We start from the raw sequence: 15,644 nt of genomic DNA, 5'->3' as shown, positions 1-15,644 counted from the left end.
GGGGTCAGTCCTGGAACGCCTCGGGCGACGGGCACGAGCAGACGAGGTGGCGGTCTCCGTACGCGCCGTCGATGCGGCCCACCGGCGGCCAGTACTTGTCGTCGCGGCTGGCCGCGGACGGGTACACGGCGGTGGCGCGATCGTACGGGTGGGACCACTCCTCGACCAGCGACGACGCCGTGTGCGGCGCGTTGACCAGCGGGTTGTCGTCGACCGGCCAGTCACCGGCGGCGACGCGGGCGGCCTCGGCGCGGATGGCGATCATCGCGTCGCAGAAGCGGTCCAGCTCGCCCTTGTCCTCGGACTCGGTCGGCTCGATCATCAGCGTCCCGGCGACGGGGAACGACATGGTCGGCGCGTGGAACCCGTAGTCGATCAGCCGCTTGGCGACGTCGTCGACGGAGATGCCGGTGGCCTTGGTCAGCGGCCGGAGGTCGACGATGCACTCGTGCGCCACCAGGCCGCCGCGGCCGGTGTACAGCACCGGGAAGTGGTCGCGCAGCCGCACGGCGACGTAGTTGGCGTTCAGCACCGCGGTCTGGGTGGCCAGCTTCAGCCCGGCCGGGCCCATCATGCGGATGTAGGCCCACGGGATGGGCAGGATCGACGCGGACCCGAACGGCGCCGCCGCGATGGGCCCGACGCCGGTGGCGGGGCCGGCCTCCGGCAGCAGCGGGTGGTTCGGCAGGAACGGCGTCAGGTGCGCGCGCACGCCGATCGGGCCGACGCCGGGACCGCCGCCGCCGTGCGGGATGCAGAACGTCTTGTGCAGGTTCAGGTGGCTGACGTCGGCGCCGAACTCGCCCGGCTTGGCCAGCCCGACCAGCGCGTTGAGGTTGGCGCCGTCGACGTACACCTGGCCGCCGGCCGCGTGCACCAGCGCCGCGATCTCGGTGATGCCCTCTTCGTACACGCCGTGCGTCGACGGGTACGTGACCATGATCGCGGCCAGCCGGTCGGCGTGCTCGTCGATCTTCGCCCGCAGGTCGGCGAGGTCGACGGTGCCGTCGCCGGCCGCCGCGACCACCACGACCCGCATGCCGGCCATGACCGCCGACGCCGCGTTGGTGCCGTGGGCGCTGGACGGGATGAGGCAGACCTCGCGCTGCTCGTCGCCGTTGGAGCGGTGGAACGCGCGGATCGCCAGCAGCCCGGCCAGCTCGCCCTGCGACCCGGCGTTCGGCTGGATGGAGACCGCGTCGTACCCCGTCACCGTCGCCAGCCACCCCTCCAGCTGGCGGATCAGCGCGAGGTAGCCGTCGGCCTGCTCGACCGGCACGAACGGGTGGATGCCGGCGAACCCGGGCCAGGTGATGGGCTCCATCTCGGTGGCCGCGTTGAGCTTCATGGTGCACGACCCGAGCGGGATCATGCCGCGGTCGAGCGCATAGTCCTTGTCGGCGAGCTTGCGCAGGTAGCGCAGCATCGACGTCTCGGACCGGTGCGTGTTGAAGACCGGGTGGGTGAGGTAGGCGCTGTGCCGGCGCAGGCCCTCGGGGATCGCGACGGTGGCCGCCGCGGTCGTCGCCGTCGGCAGGCCGAAGGCGCGCAGCACCTTGCCGAGGTCGGCCTCGGTGGTCACCTCGTCGCAGGCGATGCGGACGTCGTCGACGCCGGCCGCGCCGAGGTTGACGCCCAGCTCGGCGGCGTCGGCCACGACCGCGTCGGCGCGGCCGGGGACCCGGGCGAGGACGGTGTCGAAGAACGCGTCGTGGACGACCTCGACCCCGCCGGCCCGCAACGCTGCCGCCAGCGACGTCGCGTGTCCGTGCACCCGCGACGCGATCTCGCGCAGCCCCTCGGGACCGTGGTAGACGGCGTACATCGAGGCGACCACGGCCAGCAGCACCTGCGCGGTGCAGATGTTCGACGTCGCCTTCTCGCGGCGAATGTGCTGCTCGCGGGTCTGCAGCGCCAGGCGGTAGGCCTGCGCGCCGAAGGCGTCCTTCGAGACGCCGACCAGCCGGCCCGGCAGCCCGCGCTCGAGCCCCGTCCGGACGGCCATGTACCCGGCGTGCGGGCCGCCGTACCCGAGCGGCACCCCGAACCGCTGCGACGACCCGACGACGACGTCGGCGCCCAGCTCGCCGGGCGGCGTCAGCAGCGTCAGGGCGAGGAGGTCGGCGGCGACGGTGACCAGCGCGCCGCGCTCGTGCGCCGCCTCGACGACCGGCGTGAGGTCGCGGACGCGCCCGGACGCGCCCGGATACTGCACGACGACGCCGAACAGCTCGCCGTCGGGCAGCCCCTGGTCGAGGTCGGCGACGACGACGTCGATGCCCAGCGGCTCGGCCCGGGTCTGGATGACGGCGATGGTCTGCGGCAGGCAGTCGGCGTCGACGACGACGGTGTTGCTGGTCGTGCCGCGGATCGAGCGGCGCATCAGCGTCATCGCCTCGGCCGCCGCTGTGGCCTCGTCGAGCAGGCTGGCGTTGGCCGTCGGCAGGCCGGCGAGGTCGGAGACCATGGTCTGGAAGTTCAGCAGCGCCTCGAGCCGGCCCTGCGAGATCTCCGGCTGGTACGGCGTGTAGGCGGTGTACCAGGCCGGGCTCTCCAGCACGCGGCGGACGACCACCGGCGGCGTCACGGTGTCGTAGTAGCCGAGGCCGATCATCTGGGTGTGCGGCCGGTTGCGCCGCGACAGCGCCCGCAGCTCGTCCAGCGTCTCGGTCTCGGTGGCGGCGGGCGGGAGGTCGAGTGCGCCGAGGTTGCGGATGGCGTCCGGCACGGCCGCCTCGACCAGCGCGTCGAGCGACTCGTACCCGACGGCGTCGAGCATCTTCGCGATCTCTTCGTCGCGCGGCCCGACGTGCCGGGCGACGAAGGGCGCCTCGCTGGCGATCTGGGACAGGGACATCGGCGGAGCTCCTCGGACACGTATGGGCGAGTTCGCTCCCCCTCTGTCGCCGCAGACACGACTTCAGAGTGGCCTCGCCCGACCGGTCCTTGCTGCCTGAGAGGTTGGCGGGGATGTTGCCCCTTCGGCGCCTCACACCGCGTGGTGCGAGAACTCTCCCGGCCCGGGTCCACAGCTCGCCGTCAGCATAGCTCGCCACCGCTCGGGCTGCGACGCCGACGCGCGAACGCCCGCCCCGATGGCCGGGACGGGCGCTCGTTCGTCGCTCTGTTCGGAGGGCTACTCCCCCGCGGCGCGGGCGCGGCGGCGGGCGGCGAGCTGGTCGCCGGGGTGCTCTGCCGGCGGCTCGCCGGGCTTCTCGGCCGGCAGCTCGACGAGGGTGGCCTCGATCTCGCGCCACACCCGGCCGACGGCGATGCCGAAGACGCCCTGGCCGCCCTGCACGAGGTCGACCACCTCGTCGGCGGACGTGCACTCGTAGACGCTGGCGCCGTCGCTCATCAGCGTGATGCCGGCGAGGTCCTCGACCCCGCGGTCGCGCAGGTGCTGCACCGCCTGGCGGATCTGCTGCAGCGAGACGCCGGTGTCGAGCAGCCGCTTCACGATCTTGAGCACCAGGATGTCGCGGAACGAGTACAGCCGCTGGCTGCCGGACCCGGCCGCGCTGCGGATGCTCGGCTCGACCAGCCCGGTGCGGGCCCAGTAGTCGAGCTGGCGGTACGTGATGCCGGCGGCGCTGCAGGCCGTCGGGCCGCGGTAGCCGACGTCCTCGGGGACCGGGCCGACCATGCCCTCGAACAGCAGGCCCTGCCGGGTAGCGGCGCGGCCCGCGGCGGCGGTACGACCGGCGTCACCTGCCGTGCCGGTACCGGATGTGCTGTCTGCGCTCACGCCGACCCCTTCGTGGTCCGTGCCGATTGCGACGTCGTCTTACACCAGTGACGTTAGGGCCGGGCCCCACGGCGGTCAATGCAACACGCGGCAAGTCTCAAGCTCGACTTCAGCTCTAGACAGAAATCACATCAGTCACACGAGTAACACCCGCACCCGGGGTGTCAGGTGGGTTTGCCCGGGGCGCGGCCCGGAGCGCGGGATGCCGCGCGGGAAGCCGGGGTGCCGGGGTGCTGGAGTGCCGGGGTGCCGGGATGCCGCCCCGCCGTCGCCGCCCGAGCCGCCGAAGAGTGCCCGGTGCATCGGGGGTGCCGCCCACCGTCACCGCCGGGGTGACTGGGTGCCGGGTGCCCGCCGGGTCGGCCACCCAAGCGCGCGGGTTGACCTCAGCGCCAACTGTTGGCGGCTCCGTCACCTCGCCCGCACCACCCACCCGCAATGGCCACCCGCATTGGCCACCCGCCCCGCCGCTGTGGCCGCCACCCCCGCACCCACGGCCACCGGCCAGCCCGGCCACCCGATCACGCGGGTTGACCTCAGCGCCAACTGTTGGCGGCTCCGTCACCACGCCCGCACCACCCACCCACACTGACCACCCGCCCCGCCGCCGCCGTGGCCGCCACCCCCACACCAGCGGCCACCGACCATTCCCGGCCACCCGAGCGCGCGGGTTGACCTCAGCGCCAACTGTTGGCGGCTCCGTCACCCCGCCCGCACCACCCACCCACACTGACCACCCGCCCCGCCGCAGGCCGACCCGGGCGTGCGGCCGAGGCCGAAGGCGAACGCGACCCCCGGTCAGCCGCTGAAGTCCTCGGGCGTGACCTCGTCGAGGAACTGGCGGAACCGGGCGACCTCGTCCTCCTGCTCCTCGGAGTCGGGGTCGGCCATGAGGACGCCGGCTTCGTCGAGCAGCGGCTCGGACGCGTAGATGGGCGACCCGGTGCGCAGCGCCAGCGCGATGGAGTCGGACGGGCGCGAGCTGACCTCGAGCCCGCCGGACAGCACGAGCTCGGCGTAGTAGGTGTTGTCGCGCACCTCGGTGATGCGCACCTGCTCGAGCGTGATGCCGGCGGCGTCGAGCACGTCCTTGAACAGGTCGTGCGTCATGGGCCGCGGTGGCACGACGCCCTGCTGGGCGAACGCGATGGCCGTGGCCTCGACGGCGCCGATCCAGATGGGCAGGAAACGGTCACCACCCACCTCACGCAGAAGGACGATGGGCTGGTTGGAGGGCATCTCCACTCGGACGCCCACGACGTCTAGCTCGCGCACGCCTTCAACACTACCCCCGCAACGGGCCCCGGCCCGAGCCAGAACCGGCCCGCGGACGGCGTCAGCGCGACAGCCGGCGCGTGCCCGCGTCGACGAGCGCCGCGTGCAGCCGGACGGTGAGCCGGGCGACGTCGGCGGCGGTCTCTTCGGCGCGGCCGCGGGAGTCGGCGCCGCGCTGGCGGAACATCGGCGACACGACCTGCTCGACCAGCCCGACCTGCCGTTCGGCGGCGGTCCGGACGGAGCGCAGGTGCCGCGGCTGCAGCCCGTACTGGGCCAGCTCGGCGGCCGTGCGGGCGACCAGGAGGGCGTCGGCGTCGTACGTGCCGCCACGGCGCGCCGTCACCATGCCGTACGACTCGAGCTCGGTCAGCAGCTCGTCGGAGATGGCGGCGGCCTCCAGCAGCGACGCGCGCGGCAGCAGCACCTCGTCGTTGGCCGCCGCGGCCGCGGTGTACGGCGTGACGGTGCTGCCCTCGGTGACCAGCTCCATGCCGCGGTCGAGCTGCTCGAGCTGCTCCTTGATGACCCGCAGCGGCAGGTAGTGGTCGCGCTGGACGGTGAGGACGTAGCGCAGCCGGGCGACGTCGTCGTGGGTGAAGCGGCGGTAGCCCGACGGCGAGCGCTGCGGCTCGACCAGGCCCTCTGTCTCGAGGAACCGGATCTTGGAGATGCTGACGTCGGCGAAGTCGGGCCGCAGCTGGGCGAGCACTTCACCGATGCTCATCGTCTGTCCGGCCGGCGCGGCGTCGCGCCGCGCCGGCCCGGAGGCACGCGCCGAGTTCCCCTCGGCGGGACTCACCTGGGCCCGCCTCCGAACCCGTGCTGGCTGGAGTAGTAGACCAGGCGGTACTTGCCGATCTGGACCTCGTCGCCGTTGCTCAGCGCGACCTCGTCGATGCGGTCGCGGTTGACGTAGGTGCCGTTGAGGCTGCCGACGTCGGAGACGACGAAGCCGCCGGGCATGCGCCGGAACTCCGCGTGCCGCCGCGAGACGGTGACGTCGTCGAGGAAGATGTCGGAGTCGGGGTGCCGGCCGGCGCTGACGACGTCGGTGTCGAGCAGGAACCGGCTGCCCGCGTTGGGGCCGCGCAGCACCACGAGCAGGGCGCTGCCCTCGGGCAGGGCGTCGACGGCGGCCTGGTCGGCCGCCGCGAGGTCGCTGGAGTCGTCCCGCTCGACCTGCGCGGTCTCCTCGCGCACCATGGCCATGGTGCTCGTGGCGTCACCCCCCGTCTCGGCCGGCTGCATGGGCCGGACCAGCGGGGTTCCGCAATTGGAGCAGAACTTCGCGTCGGACGGGTTTTGGTGCCCGCACTGGGTGCAGAACGGCATCAGCTGGCCTCCCGCCGTGGGTCTCCCCCCGGCTTCGACTCGTCGGCGCTACGAGTGTCTCACTCACTCTCGACCAGCGCCTGAGGGTTTACAGATGTTGGCAACCTAGAACCGGCCGCCGCCAGGGTCAACCGGCGGGTCAGCCCTCTACCTGGGAACGGTAGTCGGCGGCCGTCAGCAGCTGATCGACGACCCCTGGATCGGCCGGGACGATCTCGATCATCCAGCCGGCACCGTAGGGGTCGGCGTTCACCTGCTCGGGCGCGGCGTCGAGCTCCTCGTTGCGGGCCACGACGGTCCCGGTGACCGGCGCGAACAGCTCGCTGACGCTCTTGGTCGACTCGAGCTCACCGCAGACGCCGCCCGCGGTGACGGCGTCGCCGACGGCCGGCAGCTGGACGTACACGATGTCGCCGAGCTGCTCCTGGGCGAAGTGCGTGATGCCGACGCGGACGCTGCCCTCGGCCTCGCCGGGGCTGCGGACCCACTCGTGTTCCGCGGTGTACCTCAGATCGTCGGGATACAACGGGCTCTGCCTCCTCGAGGGCATCTGTTGGGGGTCATTCGTCGTCGCCGTCCTCGGGCGCCGGGCGAGCGTACTGAGGCGCCTGCGGCTCGTGCAACACGTCGACGGTGAGGTCGTCGTACTCGTCGACGGTGGCCTGCGCGCCGCCCTCGTCGTCGCCCTCGATGCTGGCGACGACGCCGTTGGCGAACATCATCGAGCCGCTCAGTTCGCCCGGCTCACCGATGGCGACGATCTCGTACGGCGGCTCGAGCTCCACCCCGCCGACGGTGAGAACGTCGCTGCTCGGGTTCTCGAACGAGGTGCTGGCGACCACCCGGACGGCGGCGTCGTTGCCGCCGCCGCGCATCTGGATGGCCTCGGCGCCGGCCACCCGCAGCTCGTTGATCGCGCGCAGCATGGTGTAGGCGTTGACGTCGTGGTCGGGGTCGCTGATCGTCATGATGATGCCGGGCCCGCTGGCCGCGATGGTGCCGGCCAGCACGCCGGTGCTGCGGGCCCGTTCCTCGGCCTGCTCCAGCGCGGCGGCCTCGGTGTCGGCGCCGCTGACGAGGTCGCGGCGGTCGGACTCCAGCTCGGCGACGTGGTCGTCGAGGCGGTCGGCCTGGCGGCGCAGGCCGTCGAGGATCTGCACGAGGTCGTCGCGGCGGGCGTTGGCGAGCGCGTCGTCGTCGTCGGCCCGCACCTGCAGGACGGCGCCGAAGCCGAGCAGCGCGACCAGCACCGCCACCAGCACCTGGCCGCCGTCGGGGCGCTGCCGGACGGCGTTCCAGAGCCGCTTGGTGCCTGACGGCGCCGCCGGGGTGAACCGGCCGGTGCCCGGGACGAACGGCTGCGGCGCAGCGGGCGGGTCGGGCTCGGCCGTCTCGTCGGCGCGCTCCGGCGGCTCGACGGGCTCCGGCGTCTCCACCGGCTCGGCCGGAGAGGCCGGCGAGGTCGGCGAGGTCGCGGAGGCCGGAGCGGCCGCGCCGTCGAGGCCGGTGTCGTCGGGGCCGGGCGTGGGGTCAGGCATGGAAGATGTGCCGTCTGATCGTCGCGACGTTGGTGAAGATGCGGATGCCCAGCACGACGATCACCGCCGTCGACAGCTGCGAGCCGACGCCGAGCTGGTCGCCGAGGAACACGATGAACGCGGCGATCAGCACGTTGGCGATGAACGAGACGACGAACACCTTGTCGTTGAAGATGCCCTCGATGACCGCCCGGATGCCGCCGAACACCGCGTCGAGCGCGGCGACGATGGCGATGGGCAGGTAGGGCTGCAGTTCCAGCGGCACCGACACGTCGAAGACGAGGCCGGCCAGGATGCCGACGAGGAGCCCGGCGAGTGGGATCACGAGCCCTCCCCCGGTACCGCGTAGGCGAGCGGCGTGTTGCCGGCGGGCAGCGTCAGCGACTCCTCGGAGTCGACGTCGTACTGGATGCCGCTCTTGGAGGCGACGTCGCGCAGCCACTGGCCGCCGCTGCCGTCGCCGAAGTCGCGGGCCAGCGTGCGAGGGTCGCCGATGGCGGAGACCTCGTACGGCGCGTTCATGGGCCGGTAGTTGATCTGGATGACGTTCTGCGCGGACCGGATGGCCGTCAGCGGGGTGATGCGCTGGCCGTTGATGGCGACGGCCTCGGCTCCGGCCGACCAGAGCCCGTTCACCACCTGGCGCAGGTCGAGGTCGAGCACGCGGTCGGTGCCGTTCTCGGCGCTCTGCTCCTCGGCGTCGTCGACCGTGACCACCACCCCTGGCCCCGTCACGGCAATCGCCCCCGTTGTCGCCTGCAAGCTCTCGACTTCCTCCCGCGTCTGCTGCCCGGCCGCGGAGTTCTGCAGGAGGTCGCTCTCCAGCCGCCCGATCTCGGACTCCAGGGAGCCGACCTCGCCCTGCAGCCGGCTGACGCGCTCGTCCTCGTTGTGGATCTGCTCGATGAGCCCCTGCCGCTCCGAAGAGACAACACTAGCGGTGTTGCGCACCTGCAACACCGACATGGTCAGCAACAGGCCGAGCGCGACGAGCCCGATCGCGAGCGCCGGCGAGCGCCAGGTGCCCTTCGACGTCGGCCGCTCGCCCGCGGCCCGGCGACGCGCCGCGGCGTCCTCGTAGCCGGGGTCGAGCGGTTTCGCGAACAGGTCGTTGAGCAGCGACATCGACTCGTCCGGCCGCCGCAGCGGACGGACCCGGGGAGCCTGCCCTGTCACCACGATCCTATGCTCGCACGCACGTCACGACGTTCCACTCAGACATCCGTGCCGGCCGCTCAGGAATTCCGGCCGGCGGCCGGGGTGGCGAGCACCTTGCGGGTCTGTTCGGTGTAGAGGACCGCGGCCCACCAGTACAGCGCCACGCCCCAGATGACGAACGCCCAGCCGAACACCCGGGCCAGCATGGGCAGCGTGCCGTCGCCGTCGCCCCACAGCAGCAGCGGGAACGCGTACAGCAGGCAGGCGGTGGCGGACTTGCCGAGGAAGTGGACGGGCAGCCCGGTGATGCCGCGGCGGGCGCGCAGCAGCGCGACGATGCCCGTCATGTACACGTCGCGGGCGACCAGCAGGATCGTGAACCAGAGCGGGATGATGTCGCGCAGCGTCAGCGCGACGATGGTGGTGAGGATGTAGAGGCGGTCGGCGAGCGGGTCGAGCAGCTGGCCGACGCGGCTGATCTGGTTCCAGCGCCGCGCCAGGTAGCCGTCGAGGTAGTCGGTGAACCCCGAGACCGCGAGCAGGATGATCGCGAGGGTGTCGGCCTCCTTCACCAGCACCAGCCAGAGGAACACCGGCACGCCCAGCAGCCGCAGGAACGACAGGATGTTCGGGATCGTGAACACCCGGTCGGTCTGCACCGCCGTCTCCTGCGCCTTCACAGCAGGTCCTCCCCCGTCGATCGCGGCCCGGCTGGGCCAAGCGTACGCGTCACAATCCGGCGGGGTCGTACGTCTCGGATGTACGGGGGCCGAAGGAGGGGCCGGAAAAATGCGATGCGCGACGGAGTCCCGCGGGGTCATGCTTGCTCGCGTGGACGGGGACCGGGGGACGCATGGGCGTGATCGCTCTCACACCCGCAATGGTTGCAGGTGCGTTAGTATTCTCGGGTGCCCGCCTCCGAGCTCGAGCTCGCCACCGCCCTGGAGGCGTTCCTCCAGCGGCTGGCGTGCACCAAGGCCGACTCCGACCTGCGGTCCATGGTCGAGCTGGATCTCTCCATCTCGCAGTTCCGCTGCCTCATCCTGCTCGGCCAGCACGCCGGGGCACTGCCGATCAACGAGCTGGCCGACCGGCTCGACCTCACCCTGGCCACGGCGGGTCGCAACGTCGACCGCCTGGTCGCCCACGGCCTCGTCGAACGGCGTGAGGACCCGCAGGACCGCCGCGTCCGGCTGGTCTCGCTGTCCGGCGCCGGCCAGGCGATCATGACCGAGATCGACGACGCCCGCCACAACGCCGTGCGGGCCTTCGCCCGGTCCCTGGACCCGGCCGACCGCGACCGGCTCGCGGCCGCGCTCGCTCCGATCGTCGAACCATCCGCACCATCTCGCCTGGAGGAACAACTCTCATGAGTGCACCGGCCGGACCCCCCGACACCGGGTCCGACGACAAGCTCGATCGCGGCGTCCTGAAGGTCGCCGGTGTGGTGGTGCTCGGCGCCATAATGTCGATCCTCGACGTCACGGTCGTCAGCGTCGCGCTGCCGACCTTCCAGTCCGAGTTCGGCGCCAGCTACGCCACCGTCGCGTGGACGATGACGGCGTACACCCTCGCCCTGGCCGCGGTCATCCCCATCACCGGCTGGGCCGCGGACCGGTTCGGCACCAAGCGGCTCTACCTGACGTCGCTCGTCCTGTTCGTGCTCGGCTCCGTGCTGTGCAGCATGGCCTGGGACATCGGCCCGCTCATCGGCGCCCGCATCCTGCAGGGCCTCGGCGGCGGCATGCTGATGCCGCTGGGCATGACGATCATGACCCGCGCCGCCGGCCCCGACCGCATCGGCCGCGTCATGGCCGTGCTGGGCATCCCGATGCTGCTCGGCCCGATCGGCGGCCCGATCCTGGGCGGCTGGCTGATCGACGTCGCGTCCTGGCACTGGATCTTCCTGATCAACCTGCCCATCGGCATCTTCGCCTTCATCGCCGCGTTCCGGGTGCTGCCGAAGGACCAGCCGCAGCCGTCCGAGACGTTCGACTTCGTCGGCATGGCACTGCTCTCTCCCGGCCTGGCGGCGTTCCTCTACGGTGTGTCGTCCATCCCGGAGCACGGCACCGTCAACAACGCCGAGGTGCTGGTCCCGGCCATCATCGGCCTGATCCTGGTGGTCGCGTTCGTCTTCCACGCGCTGCGCAAGGACCACCCGCTGATCGACCTGCACCTGTTCCTCAACCGGCACCTCACCATCGCCGTGGTGACGATGTCGCTGTTCATCGTCGCGTTCATGGGCGCCGGCCTGCTGTTCCCGAGCTACTTCCTGCAGGTCCGCGGCGAGAGTACGCTGATGGCCGGCGTTCTGATGGCGCCGCAGGGCCTCGGCGCCATGATCACCATGCCGATCGCCGGCCGGCTCACCGACAAGATCGGACCCGGCAAGCTGGTGCTCGGCGGCATCGTGCTCATCGCGCTGGGCATGGGGACGTTCACCCAGCTCGAGGCCGACACGCCGTACTCGCTGCTGCTGGGCTCGCTGTTCGTCATGGGCCTCGGCATGGGCATGACGATGATGCCGATCATGACGGCCGCGCTGGCCAGCCTCACCCACGGCGAGGTGGCCCGCGGGTCGACGCTGATGAACATCGTGCAGCAGACCGGCGGCTCCATCGGCACCGCCGTCATGTCGGTCATCCTGACCAACCACATCCTGAGCAACGACGCCACCACCGCCTACAACGGCGTCGTCACCGGCGTGGTCGACCCCGCCCAGGTGCCGCCGGAGGTCATGGCGGCCGGGCAGACGGGGCTCGCGCACGCGTTCGGCGACACCTTCCTGGTGGGCGTCGTGCTGGTCGTGATCTGCCTCATCCCTGCGTTCTTCCTGCCGCGGAGCAAGCAGGAGCTGCGCACCGACCCGCGCGCGGAGGGCGAGGGCGAGGGCGACGTCGACCAGGCGCCGCCGGTCATGCTGCACTGACGCACCACTCGAGATGGCCCCGTCCGGCGCTCGCCGGGCGGGGCCTTCCCACGTTCGGGTCTAGTGTCGAACCGGAAGGTGTGTCTCGACGAGGAGGACGGTCATGAGTACGCGCCTCAACCCGTACATCGGGTTCCGCGACAACGCCCGGCAGGCACTGGAGTTCTACCGGTCCGTCTTCGGCGGCGAGCTGCAGCTCAGCACGTTCGCCGACTTCGGCGCCGGCGACGACCCGGCCGAGGCGGGCAAGATCATGCACGGCCAGCTGGAGGCCGAGAACGGCCTGGTCCTGATGGCCGCCGACACCCCGAACGCCATGGAGCACTCCCCCGGCGGCAACGTCTCGATCTCGCTCAGCGGCGACGACGAGCCCACCCTGCGCGGCTACTGGGAGAAGCTGGCCGACGGCGGCACCGTCACCGAGCCGCTGCAGACGGCGCCGTGGGGCGACGCCTTCGGCATGTGCACCGACCGCTTCGGCGTCGCCTGGCTGGTCAACATCACCGGGGCTCCGCCGCAGTAGCCAGCTCGGCGCGGTAGGCCTCGGCCAGGCGGCCGGGCCAGCCCGAGAACGTCACCAGGGTGTCGTCGCCGTGGGTGAGCTGGTCGAGCGCGCCGACCGGCAGCAGCGCGCGCAGCGCCGGGTCGGCGACGGCGGCCAGCGTCGCGCGGACGTAGGCGCCGGCGTTGCTCACCCGATACGGCCGGACGGCGCCGTTGATGCCGACGTCGAAGTCGCCGGCCGCGGGTCCGACGGGAGCGCTGACGGCGGCCGCGTCGTGCCGGCGACCCAGCTCGGCCAGCGCCGCGAGGAGCGGGTCGGCGCCGCCGGGACCGCCCGCCAGGGCGGCGTCCAGCAACGGCCCGACGACGGCGGCCGCGTCGAGCCGGGCGAACGCCGTCCCGAACCACTTGTCGTAGGGCCGGTAGCGCCGCTCCAGCAGGAACGCCAGTTCCATCGCCAGCCCGGCCAGCCGGGCGGTCAGCAGCGCCGCGCCCCGGGCGTCGCCGAGTTCGCGGCAGCGGGCCCGCAGCGGCTCGGTGTTGCCGATCAGGTGCCACTGGACGGCGACCATCCAGCGCCACACGTCGTCGGGGTACCAGGCCAGCGCCGCGCGGGCCGCCGTCAGCTCCCCGAGGTCGTCGTGGAACACCCGGCCGGCGGTGACGTGCAGCAGCCGCTGCTGCGGCAGCGCCAGCCAGGCGGCGGTGTCGAGGCCGTCGAGCGGCCGCCCGAGCGCCGCCGTCAGCCACTCCCCGGCCGTGATGACCTCGACGTGGTGGTCGACGCCGCCGCTGGCCAGCGAGAACCAGGCCGTCGGGTGACCACGGAACTCGGCCGGCAGGCCGGCGGCGACGCGGGCCCGTACCGCCTCGACCCGCTCGGCCAGGACGAAGACCTGCGCCCGCGGCCCCCACTCGTGGTCGGTCGACCGCTCGGTGTCGAAGCCGAGCACCTCAGACCCCTCGCCGAGCAGCGCGGCCGCGTGCGGCTCGCCGGTCAGCGGCGCCAGCACCTCGCGGTAGAAGGCCTCGGCGAGGTCCAGCCCGGGTACGAACACGACCGCCACGGTAGTGCACGGCCGGACCGTGCGATCCGCACGGCCAAGACGTGACGACGCGCATCTACGACCGTGCGCGGATCGGCCCGACGCTGCTGGTATGACACTCACCCACAGCGCACACACCCACCACGGCCGCGGGCGGCGCGCGTTCGTCCGCCACTACCTCGAGATGCTGGCGGCGATGGTCGCCGGCATGATCGTCGGTCCGATGCTGCGCTCGGCCGCCGGGCTGGAGTCGCCCGCCGACCCCGGCGTCGGCGCCGTCCTCATGGCCGTCGACATGTCCGTCGCGATGGTCCTCTGGATGCGGATCCGCGGCCACGGCTGGCCGGCGTCGCTGGAGATGGCCGCCGTCATGATCGCGCCGGTCGCCGTCCTCGCCCCGCTGCACTGGCTCGGCCTGTTCGGCCCGGACGTCCTGCTGATCGCCGAGCACGTCGTCATGCTGCCGCTGATGTGGCTGGCCATGCTGCGCCGGCCGGCCGAGTACGGCCGCTGGTCGACGTCCTGACCGCGGCCGCCCGGCGGGTGCTCCAAACCCCGGTATCTGGGGTAAGACTGAGCTGACGAGCCGCTGGAGGTCACATGGGCGAGGACGTCGGCCGGCAGGAGTTCACCCGGGCGGACCGCACGCAGTACCGCGCCAAGGTCCGCCGGTGCCTCGACGCCTTCGAGCGCATGCTCCGCGAGGCCCAGTTCGAGTTCGACCGGCCGCTGACCGGGCTGGAGATCGAGCTGAACCTCGTCGACGACCACCACGACCCGGCCATGCGCAACGCCGAGGCGCTGGCGGCCATCGCGGACCCCGCCTTCCAGACCGAGCTGGGCCAGTGGAACCTGGAGATCAACCTCGCGCCGCGCGAGCTCGACGGCAGCGGCGTCACCGCGTTCGAGGACGACGTCCGGGCCAGCCTGAACGCCGCCGAGCAGAAGGCGGGCGCCGTCGGGGCACACCTGGCGATGATCGGCATCCTGCCGACGCTGCGACAGGAGCACCTGTCCGGGCAGGCACTGTCGGTGAACCCGCGCTACGAGCTGCTGAACGACCAGATCCTGGCCGCCCGCGGCGAGGACCTGCACCTCGCCATCGACGGCGCCGAGCGGCTGCGCGTCTCGTGCGACACCATCCTCCCCGAGGCGGCCTGCACGAGCACGCAGTTCCACCTGCAGGTCAGCCCTGAGCAGTTCCCCGCCGTCTGGAACGCCGCCCAGGCCGTCGCGGGCGTCCAGATCGCCGTCGGCGCGAACTCGCCGTTCCTGCTCGGCAAGCAGCTGTGGGCCGAGACCCGCGTCGCGCTGTTCGAGCAGGCCACCGACACCCGCAGCGAGGAGCTCAAGGCGCAGGGCGTGCGGCCGCGGGTGTGGTTCGGCGAGCGGTGGATCACGTCGATCTTCGACCTGTTCGAGGAGAACGTGCGGTACTTCCCCTCGCTGCTGCCGATCGTCGCCGACGAGGACCCGATCGCGGTGCTCGACCGCGGCGACACCCCTGAGCTGGCCGAACTGCGGCTGCACAACGGCACCATCTACCGCTGGAACCGGCCCGTGTACGACGTCGTCCGCGACCGCGCGCACCTGCGGGTCGAGAACCGCGTCCTGCCGGCCGGGCCGACGGTCGCCGACACGCTGGCCAACGGCGCGTTCTACTACGGGCTGGTGCGGCGGCTGGCCGCCGAGGACCGCCCGGTGTGGACGCAGATGTCGTTCAGCGCGGCGGAGGAGAACTTCCACGCCTGCGCCCGCGAGGGCCTCGACGCCCAGGTGTACTGGCCGGGCCTGGGGCACGTCCCGGTCGCCGAGCTGGTGCTGCGGCGGCTGCTGCCGCTCGCCTACGACGGCCTGCGCGAGTGGGGCGTCGACACCGCCGAGCAAGAGCGGCTGCTCGGCATCGTCGAGCGGCGCTGTGCCGAGCACCGCAACGGCGCCGACTGGCAGGTCGCCGCGTTCCGCCGCCGCTTCGACGGCACCTCCGCCGAACGCCACGACGCGCTGCGCGGCATGCTCGGCTCCTACGTCGAGCACATGCACAGCAACGAGCCGGTCCACACCTGGGCCGTCGACTGAGCCCGCACCCCCGATTAACCGGATGAGCT

The 15,644-nt window shown here is 72.3% G+C and carries 16 protein-coding genes and 1 riboswitch; of the genes, 5 read left to right on the top strand and 11 right to left on the bottom strand.

Annotated elements, in window-relative coordinates; translation table 11 throughout:
- Window positions 1-4: 4 nt before the first annotated feature.
- The 10 genes from gcvP to BLU82_RS09950 all read right to left on the bottom strand — a co-directional run bounded on the left by gcvP (window position 5) and on the right by BLU82_RS09950 (window position 9,734).
- On the bottom strand, window positions 5-2,857 hold the full coding sequence (gcvP, locus tag BLU82_RS09995) for an aminomethyl-transferring glycine dehydrogenase (RefSeq protein ID WP_092619211.1): 2,853 nt from the start codon (window positions 2,855-2,857) through the stop codon (window positions 5-7).
- Window positions 2,858-2,930: 73 nt separating this feature from the next.
- Window positions 2,931-3,028, bottom strand: a riboswitch (glycine riboswitch).
- 108 nt (window positions 3,029-3,136) lie between these two features.
- The gene (locus BLU82_RS09990; RefSeq protein WP_281243393.1) at window positions 3,137-3,748 is read right to left on the bottom strand and encodes a MerR family transcriptional regulator; all 612 of its coding nucleotides are present in this window, start codon (window positions 3,746-3,748) and stop codon (window positions 3,137-3,139) included.
- 798 nt (window positions 3,749-4,546) lie between these two features.
- Complete coding sequence (locus tag BLU82_RS09985) at window positions 4,547-5,023, bottom strand: bifunctional nuclease family protein (protein ID WP_046770126.1); 477 nt, start codon at window positions 5,021-5,023, stop codon at window positions 4,547-4,549.
- 61 nt (window positions 5,024-5,084) lie between these two features.
- A complete protein-coding gene (locus BLU82_RS09980) occupies window positions 5,085-5,750 on the bottom strand; it encodes a MerR family transcriptional regulator (protein ID WP_092625659.1) in 666 nt (221 codons plus the stop codon).
- Between the two features lie 71 nt (window positions 5,751-5,821).
- Entirely contained in the window at window positions 5,822-6,358 is a 537-nt protein-coding gene (locus BLU82_RS36145) for an FHA domain-containing protein (protein ID WP_069114796.1), read from the bottom strand.
- A 139-nt stretch (window positions 6,359-6,497) separates the two neighbouring features.
- Window positions 6,498-6,884, bottom strand: coding sequence for a glycine cleavage system protein GcvH (gcvH, locus tag BLU82_RS09970; protein ID WP_092619208.1), 387 nt, complete (start codon window positions 6,882-6,884; stop codon window positions 6,498-6,500).
- Window positions 6,885-6,918: 34 nt separating this feature from the next.
- Entirely contained in the window at window positions 6,919-7,896 is a 978-nt protein-coding gene (locus BLU82_RS09965) for a DUF881 domain-containing protein (RefSeq protein ID WP_092619205.1), read from the bottom strand.
- Window positions 7,889-8,221, bottom strand: coding sequence for a small basic family protein (locus BLU82_RS09960; protein WP_069114798.1), 333 nt, complete (start codon window positions 8,219-8,221; stop codon window positions 7,889-7,891). The genes BLU82_RS09965 and BLU82_RS09960 overlap by 8 nt, the downstream gene beginning before the upstream one ends.
- Window positions 8,218-9,075: a DUF881 domain-containing protein gene (locus tag BLU82_RS09955; protein WP_157740777.1), complete on the bottom strand. Its 858-nt coding sequence runs from the start codon at window positions 9,073-9,075 to the stop codon at window positions 8,218-8,220. Before BLU82_RS09955 ends, BLU82_RS09960 begins: the two co-directional genes overlap by 4 nt.
- A 56-nt stretch (window positions 9,076-9,131) precedes the next feature.
- Window positions 9,132-9,734, bottom strand: coding sequence for a CDP-alcohol phosphatidyltransferase family protein (locus BLU82_RS09950; RefSeq protein WP_197682845.1), 603 nt, complete (start codon window positions 9,732-9,734; stop codon window positions 9,132-9,134).
- Window positions 9,735-9,962: 228 nt separating this feature from the next.
- On the opposite strand from BLU82_RS09950, the gene BLU82_RS09945 reads away from it, so the two are divergent.
- From BLU82_RS09945 to BLU82_RS09935, 3 genes are all read left to right on the top strand, one after another.
- Entirely contained in the window at window positions 9,963-10,427 is a 465-nt protein-coding gene (locus BLU82_RS09945; protein ID WP_092619196.1) for a MarR family winged helix-turn-helix transcriptional regulator, read from the top strand.
- On the top strand, window positions 10,424-11,986 hold the full coding sequence (locus BLU82_RS09940; protein ID WP_092619193.1) for a DHA2 family efflux MFS transporter permease subunit: 1,563 nt from the start codon (window positions 10,424-10,426) through the stop codon (window positions 11,984-11,986). The genes BLU82_RS09945 and BLU82_RS09940 overlap by 4 nt, the downstream gene beginning before the upstream one ends.
- A 103-nt stretch (window positions 11,987-12,089) precedes the next feature.
- Window positions 12,090-12,509 (top strand): VOC family protein, encoded by a 420-nt coding sequence (locus BLU82_RS09935; protein ID WP_092619190.1) that lies wholly within the window; start codon window positions 12,090-12,092, stop codon window positions 12,507-12,509.
- Here the strand turns inward: BLU82_RS09935 and BLU82_RS09930 are convergent.
- Entirely contained in the window at window positions 12,487-13,548 is a 1,062-nt protein-coding gene (locus BLU82_RS09930) for a DUF4037 domain-containing protein (RefSeq protein ID WP_197682844.1), read from the bottom strand. The genes BLU82_RS09935 and BLU82_RS09930 overlap by 23 nt on opposite strands.
- A 100-nt stretch (window positions 13,549-13,648) precedes the next feature.
- Here BLU82_RS09930 and BLU82_RS09925 point away from each other — a divergent pair, with 100 nt between their 5' ends.
- On the top strand, window positions 13,649-14,062 hold the full coding sequence (locus BLU82_RS09925) for a hypothetical protein (protein ID WP_092619184.1): 414 nt from the start codon (window positions 13,649-13,651) through the stop codon (window positions 14,060-14,062).
- Window positions 14,063-14,136: 74 nt separating this feature from the next.
- Window positions 14,137-15,615 carry a glutamate-cysteine ligase family protein gene (locus BLU82_RS09920; protein WP_092619181.1) on the top strand — a complete coding sequence of 493 codons (1,479 nt, stop codon included), beginning with the start codon at window positions 14,137-14,139 and terminating at the stop codon, window positions 15,613-15,615.
- Window positions 15,616-15,644 lie beyond the last annotated feature (29 nt).

It is taken from the genome of Jiangella sp. DSM 45060 (assembly GCF_900105175.1).
Taxonomy (GTDB): domain Bacteria; phylum Actinomycetota; class Actinomycetes; order Jiangellales; family Jiangellaceae; genus Jiangella.
This window is presented reverse-complemented; position numbering and strand designations above follow the sequence as displayed.